The organism is Streptomyces sp. YIM 130001 (assembly GCF_003574445.1).
Lineage (GTDB): Bacteria > Actinomycetota > Actinomycetes > Streptomycetales > Streptomycetaceae > Streptomyces.
The window spans coordinates 263523-269757 of the sequence record NZ_KZ984560.1 but is presented as its reverse complement, the minus strand read 5'-3'; the positions used below and the strand labels follow the sequence as shown (position 1 = coordinate 269757).

At 71.3% G+C, this 6235-nt stretch carries 6 protein-coding genes; 1 reads left to right on the top strand and 5 read right to left on the bottom strand.

The genetic code is table 11. The features are described 5' to 3' along the window. Positions 1-23: 23 nt before the first annotated feature. The 4 genes from DSC45_RS23710 to DSC45_RS23695 all read right to left on the bottom strand — a co-directional run bounded on the left by DSC45_RS23710 (position 24) and on the right by DSC45_RS23695 (position 3780). A complete protein-coding gene (locus DSC45_RS23710) occupies positions 24-695 on the bottom strand; it encodes a response regulator (protein WP_119293934.1) in 672 nt (223 codons plus the stop codon). Further along, entirely contained in the window at positions 692-1921 is a 1230-nt protein-coding gene (locus tag DSC45_RS23705) for a sensor histidine kinase (RefSeq protein ID WP_240434802.1), read from the bottom strand. The genes DSC45_RS23710 and DSC45_RS23705 overlap by 4 nt, the downstream gene beginning before the upstream one ends. 102 nt (positions 1922-2023) lie before the next feature. Continuing rightward, a complete protein-coding gene (locus DSC45_RS23700) occupies positions 2024-2833 on the bottom strand; it encodes an ABC transporter permease (RefSeq protein WP_119293932.1) in 810 nt (269 codons plus the stop codon). Further along, the gene (locus DSC45_RS23695) at positions 2830-3780 is read right to left on the bottom strand and encodes an ATP-binding cassette domain-containing protein (protein WP_119293931.1); all 951 of its coding nucleotides are present in this window, start codon (positions 3778-3780) and stop codon (positions 2830-2832) included. The genes DSC45_RS23700 and DSC45_RS23695 overlap by 4 nt, the downstream gene beginning before the upstream one ends. Positions 3781-3975: 195 nt before the next feature. On the opposite strand from DSC45_RS23695, the gene DSC45_RS23690 reads away from it, so the two are divergent. Continuing rightward, positions 3976-4539 carry a GNAT family N-acetyltransferase gene (locus DSC45_RS23690; protein WP_119293930.1) on the top strand — a complete coding sequence of 188 codons (564 nt, stop codon included), beginning with the start codon at positions 3976-3978 and terminating at the stop codon, positions 4537-4539. 12 nt (positions 4540-4551) lie between these two features. Here DSC45_RS23690 and DSC45_RS23685 read toward each other — a convergent pair whose 3' ends face one another. Further along, positions 4552-6084 carry an MFS transporter gene (locus DSC45_RS23685; RefSeq protein WP_119293929.1) on the bottom strand — a complete coding sequence of 511 codons (1533 nt, stop codon included), beginning with the start codon at positions 6082-6084 and terminating at the stop codon, positions 4552-4554. Between the last annotated feature and the right edge of the window lie 151 nt (positions 6085-6235).

The following is a 6235-nucleotide window of genomic DNA, read 5'->3' as shown; positions in this document are numbered from 1 at the left end:
ATTTCTGGGGCAGCTTTCAGGATTCAGTTGGGGGTCACCAGGCGGCAGTCGTACGCCAGGATGACCGCCTGGACGCGGTCGCGCGCGCCGGTCTTCGCGAGGATGCGGCCGACGTGGGTTTTCACCGTGGACTCTGCGAGGTGGAAGCGGGCCGCGATCTCGAGGTTCGTCCAGCCCTGGCCGACGACGGTGAGGATTTCCCGTTCGCGTTCCGTGAGTGAGGTGAGGCGGGGATCCGGGGTGAGGGTGTCGTCGTCTGGTCGGCCGGTCGGGAGGTGGCCGGCGTAGGTGTCGAGGAGTCGGCGGGTGAGGCTCGGGGCGACGACCGCGTCGCCTGAGGCGACGGCGCGGATGCCTGCGAGGAGCTCCTCCGGCTGGGCGTCCTTGATGAGGAAGCCGGAGGCGCCGGCCCGGAGGCCCGCGTAGGCGTATTCGTCGAGGTCGAACGTGGTGAGGATGAGGACCCTGGTGCGAGCGCCGGCGGCGACGATGCGGCGGGTGGCCTCGATGCCGTCGAGGCCCGGCATCCGGATGTCCATGAGGACGATGTCGGGGTGGAGGCGATCGACTTCGCGTACGGCCTCCGAGCCGCCCGATGCTTCGCCCGCCACGGACAGGTCGTCCTGGCTCTCCAGGAGCATGCGGAAGCCGAAGCGCTGCATGGGCTGGTCGTCGACGATGAGCACGGTGGTCACGGGGCCGTGTCCTCCTGGGGGAGTCCGGTCGGTTCGGGGATGTGGAGGTGGATGCGCCAGCCGCCCCGGGGCAGCGGGCCGGACTCAAGTGTGCCGTCGTAGAGATCGGTTCGCTCCCGCATGCCGGTGAGGCCCCGGCCCTCCGGGGTCGGATGGCGGGTGGTGCCGGTGTCTGTGGTGGTGACGGTGACGCCGTTGTCGTAGGAGACGCGGACGTGGGCGGTGGCCTGGGGGCCGGCGTGCTTGAGGGTGTTGGTGAGGGCTTCCTGGACGATGCGGTAGACGGTGAGTTGGAGGCCGGCCGGGGTGGTGCCGGGGTCGCCGGTGACGGTGAGGCGGGTGGGTAGGCCGGCGGCGCGTACGCGGTCCACGAGGGACTGGAGGTCGGAGAGGCCCGGCTGTGGGGCGAGGGTGGGGGCTCTCGGGTGCTTGTCGACGTCGGGCGGGGTCTCGCGGAGCACGTCGAGGAGGCGGCGTAGTTCGGTGAGGGCGGTGCGGCTGGTGGTGCCGATGGCATCGAGGGCCTGGACGGCGCGTTGGGGGTTCTTGCCTGCCGCGTAGGCGCCGCCGTCGGCGAGGCCGGTGATGACCGAGAGGTTGTGACCGATGATGTCGTGCATCTCGCGGGCGATACGGGCGCGTTCGGCCGCGGCGGCGAGTTGGGCCTGCTGGTCGCGTTCGACTTCCAGCTGGCGGGCGCGTTCCTTGAGGGAGTCGGTGTAGTCGCGGCGGGTTCTCACGGCCAGGGCGACGAGGGCGGTCATGGCGGCTGTCCAGAGGGTGGGGACGACCTGCTGGTCCCAGCTGACCTGGTGGTAGCGGATGGCGCCGATGGTCAGGGGGACGGCGAGCAGGACGAAGACCGGGGCCAGCTGCTTGAGGGGGCGTCGCAGCGCGAGGTTGTAGACGACGAGGAGCTGGAGGAGGGAGTACTGCAGGATCGCGCCGGTCCAGCTGTTGACCAACGACGCGACCGCCATCACGGTCAGGACGGTCAGCGGATGGCTGCGCCGCCACAGCAGGGGGACGCAGAACGTGAGGGTGACGCAGAGCAGGAGCGCGGTGGGGGCGTGGGTGCTCGCGGCGATGGTGCGCCAGCCGCCGCCCGCGAAGTCCGTGACGGCGATCAGTACGCACAGGGCGGTGAGCAGCAGGTCCCATACGGCGGGGTGGCGGCCGTCGAAGGCGCGCAGGCGGTTGATCCGGTGTTGGACGAAACGGGTCAGGGCGGGGGCGTCAGGGGCCCAAGTGGGCTCGGGGGTGAGGGGGTTGGGCGCACGCTCGGTGTCCGTCACGGGTTCATCTTCGTACAGTCGGCGGGGCGGGCATCAGACGTCGCGGTGGCGCAGGAGCAGGGCCGCGGCAGTGAGGGAGGCGGCGGCCCAGAGGGTCAGGGCGAGGAGGGCCGCGCCGGGGGAGGCGGCGTCCGGCAGGTGCTCGGCGCTGGAGAGGGCTTCGGCGGCCTTGGGCGGGAAGTACCGCGAGGCGGTTTCGACGGCGTCGTACGGGAGCATGGCGAGGACTTCCGGGAGGACGAGGACTCCGCAGATGAAGGCGCCGATCGCGCCGGGTACGGAGCGGAGCACGCCGCCGAGTCCGAGGGCGAGCAGGCCGAGCAGGGTGAGGGCAGCGGCGGTGCCGAAGAGGGCGCGTGCGACGCCGGGGTCGCTGAACGCCGCTGCCTGGTCGGTGTCCTGGAAGAACAGCGGCTGGGTGAGACCGAAGGTCAGCAAGGCGGTGGCCGACATCGCCGCGAACGAGACGGCCGCGAAGACGCCGGCCTTCGCCCACAGGACGGGCAGGCGGCGGGGGACGGCGCTGAGTGAGGCGCGGATCATACCGGTCGCGTACTCGCCGGCGATCATCAGAACGGCCAGGACCGCGAGGAAGAACTGGGCGAACTGGCTGCCGATCAGGGTCAGTACGACGGTGTCCACGTCGCCGTCGCCGCCGCCCGTCTCGTAGGTGGCGCCCATCAGGATGCCGATGGCGAGGACGGTCGCACAGGCGGAGCCGACGGTGATCCAGGTGGAGCGCAGCGTCCGGAGCTTGTGCCATTCCGAGCGCAGGACGCGGGCGGTGGTGACGCGGTGGGTGGACCTGGAGGCGGGGAGTGCTGCCTGGGTCGTGGTGGTCATGCGGCTGCTCCTGTCGGGGTGGACGTGCGGGGCGCCTCGGCTGCCTGGTATTCGACGGAGTCCCGGGTGAGGTCCATGAAGGCCTGTTCCAACGACGTGGTCTGCGGGGTGAGTTCGAAGACCGGGATGTGGTGGGTGGCGGCGGTGCGGCCGATGTGTTCGCCGTTCGTGCCGTGGATCTCGAGGGTGTCGGGCCCGGTCGGGGTGACGGAGATGCCGGGTGCGGTGAGGTGCTGGGCGAGGGCCGTGGGCTCGGGGGTGACGACGCGTACGGTGTCCGCGCCCGATGCCCGGACGAAGGCGTCGACGGTGGTGTCGGCGAGCAGGCGGCCGCGGCCGATGATGACGAGGTGGTCGGCGGTGAGGGCCATCTCGCTCATCAGGTGCGAGGAGACGAGGACCGTGCGGCCTTGCGCGGCAAGGGACTTGAGGAGGTTGCGGATCCACAGGACGCCCTCGGGGTCGAGGCCGTTGACGGGTTCGTCGAGGATGACCGTGTCCGGGTCGCCGAGGAGGGCTGCCGCGATGCCGAGGCGCTGGCCCATGCCGAGGGAGAAGCCTTTGACGCGTTTGCCGGCGACGTCGTGGAGGCCGGTGAGGTCGAGGACGGTGTCGACGCGGGCCCGGGGGATGGCATGGGTGTGGGCGAGTGCCCTGAGGTGGTGGTACGCGGTACGTCCGGGGTGGACGGAGCGGGCCTCGAGGAGGGCGCCGACCTCGCGGAGCGGTGCGGCGTGTGCGGCGTAGGCGCGGCCGCCGATGGTGGAGCGGCCGTGCGTGGGGGTGTCCAGGCCGAGCAGCATGCGCAGGGTGGTCGATTTGCCGGCGCCGTTGGGGCCGAGGAAGCCGGTGACGGTGCCGGGGTGTACGTCGAAGGTGAGGTCGTCGACGGCGGTCTTGGCGTTCCTGCCGCCGTATCGCTTGGTCAGTCCGTGAGCCCGAATCATGGGTTCGATGCTGGCGTGGGGGTGGGGGCGGATCGTCGGACTGGGGGTGGGAGGTGGGGTGGGGGCGTAGTACCGGGGTATCCAGGGGCGGGGTGTGGTCTCAGGGTTCGGTGGGCGGGGTCGGGGGTCTGGGCCGGGTTTCCGGGGCCGGGGAATTGCGTTGCGCTGGTGTGGGGTGGGGGTGAGCATCGGAGGATGGTGATGCGAGTTCGTGCCGTACGCGGCGAGGAGTGGGAGCGGGTGAGGGAGCTGCGGCTTGCTTCCCTGCGTGACGAGGCGGCGCCGGTGGCGTTCCTGGAGACGTACGAGCGCGCGTCGGCGCAGCCGGATTCGTTCTGGCAGGCGCGGGCGGAGGGGGCTGCGAGCGGCACGGATGTGCGGCAGTTCGTGGCGGAGACGGACGACGGGGTGTGGGCGGGGTCCGTGGTGGTGCTTGTGGAGAAGGCGGGGGAGGTGAGTGTCTTGGGGGACGAGATCCCGTCCGGGAGCGCTCAGTTGGTGGCGGTGTATGTGCGGCCGGAGTATCGCGGGCGTGGGGTGCTTGCGGAGTTGTTCGAGGCTGCGCAGGGGTGGGCGCGGTCGGTGGAGGGGGTGGAGCGGGTGCGGTTGTTCGTGCATGAGGAGAACGGGCGGGCGCGGGCGGCGTATGCGAAGTGCGGGTTCGAGCTCACGGGGGAGTCGGTGCCGGTTTCCGGGGCCGCTGAAGTTGGCTCTGGGGCGCGGGAGTTGGAGATGGTGGCCGGGCGGTCGCAGGGGTGAACGGGCTGGTTGTCACGGCCGGGACGTGGCGGCTGTGCGTCCGTGGCTTGCGTCGGCCGTAGGCCTGAGGACTGCGGGCGAGTCCGGTCCGGCTCCCTGGCGGCCGGTGTGGCGCAGGAGTACGTGGACCAGGGCCGCGAGGGCCAGGGTGAGGGCGGCGACGGACCAGAAGGCGATGCGGAGCGATGCGGTGAAGTCGGCGCCTGCGTCCGGGGTGCGGGCGGTGCCCGCGGCGATGCGGGCGGCCGTCCCCGGGGAGCCGACGCGGGCTTCGAGTACGGCCAGGAGCAGGGCGCCGAAGAGGGTCAGCATGACGGCTCCGGTGCCGCCTCGCACGGTGCTGAGGAAGCCGGATGCCATTCCGGAGCGGTCCGTCTCGACCATCCCGAGGGCTTGCGCGTCGACGATCCCGACCGAGAGGCCGGAGCCGGCGCCCAGGGTGATGAGCGGGCCGGCGAGGCCGAGGTAGGTGATGCCGGGGTGGATGGTGGCGAGCCAGACGTTGCCGGCGGCGAGCAGCAGTAGTGAGGTGACGAGCAGGCGGCGGGCGGGGACGCCGCGGTTGACCAGGCGTGCTCCCAGCGGCGGCAGCGCGAGCATCGGCACGCTGAGCAGCAGCAGGACGAGTCCGGCGTCGCGCGCCGTGAATCCGCTGGTGGCCTGCAGGTAGGTGGGCAGGAAGACCAGGACCGCGGTGGTCGCCGCGCCGAGGCCGAAGACGCCGATGGGCCAGGCGATGAAGGCGCGGTTGCCGGTCAGGGAGAGGTCGAGGATGGGGTGCTCGGTACGCCGCTCGATCCGGACGAACGCGGTGAACAGTACGGCTCCGGCTGCCAGCGGGCCGACCGTCGCCGGTGAGAGCCAGCCTTCCTTCGAGCCCTGGGTGACGGCGAAGAGGACGAGGGCGAGTCCGCTGATGAAGGTGATCGCGCCGGCCTTGTCGACCCGGGGTCGTACGGCGGCCCGCGATTCCGGCAGCAGGAGGCTGCCGGTGAACAGCACGAGTCCGATGGCGGCGAAGGCCAGGAAGCCTGCCCTCCAGCCGAGCGCGTCGACGATCCAGCCGGCCAGGGTCGGGCCGAGTGCGAGGCCTACGCCCGCGGTGGTGCCCAGCATGGCGAACGCGCGGGCGCGGGCGGCGCCGTGGAAGGTGACCGCGAGCAGCGAGCCGCCGCTCGCCATCACACCGGCCGCTCCGATGCCGCAGACCACGCGCGCCGCGTCCAGGACGACGATGTGCTGGGCGGCCGCGGAGCCGAGGGTGCCGAGGGTGTAGACGGCGGCGCCGGAGGCGAAGAGCCGTCGCCGTCCGAAGAGGTCACCGAGCGAGCCGGCGACGAGCATGAAGGAGGAGGCGGCCAGGAAGTAGCCGGCCACCACCCAGTTGAGGGCAGCGCCGGAGGCGTCGAGGTCCGCGCCGATCCGCGGGAGGGCGACGGAAGTGCCGGACATGGCCATGGGGAGGGTGAGGAGGCCGAGCAGGACGACGGCGAGGGTCAGGGTGGGGCGGCCCCCGGGAGGTGGAGTGTCGGGTTCGGTAGTCATGACGATAAAGTACAGCGATCGTTGTAGTAATTACAATAGACATTGTAATTATTGGTGCGTGGGTGCGTGCCTGACAGTGATCCGCAGGTGGCGGATCATGGAGTACTGGAGTACTGGAGTACGGCGACGGTGGTGTGAGGCGAAGGAGAGC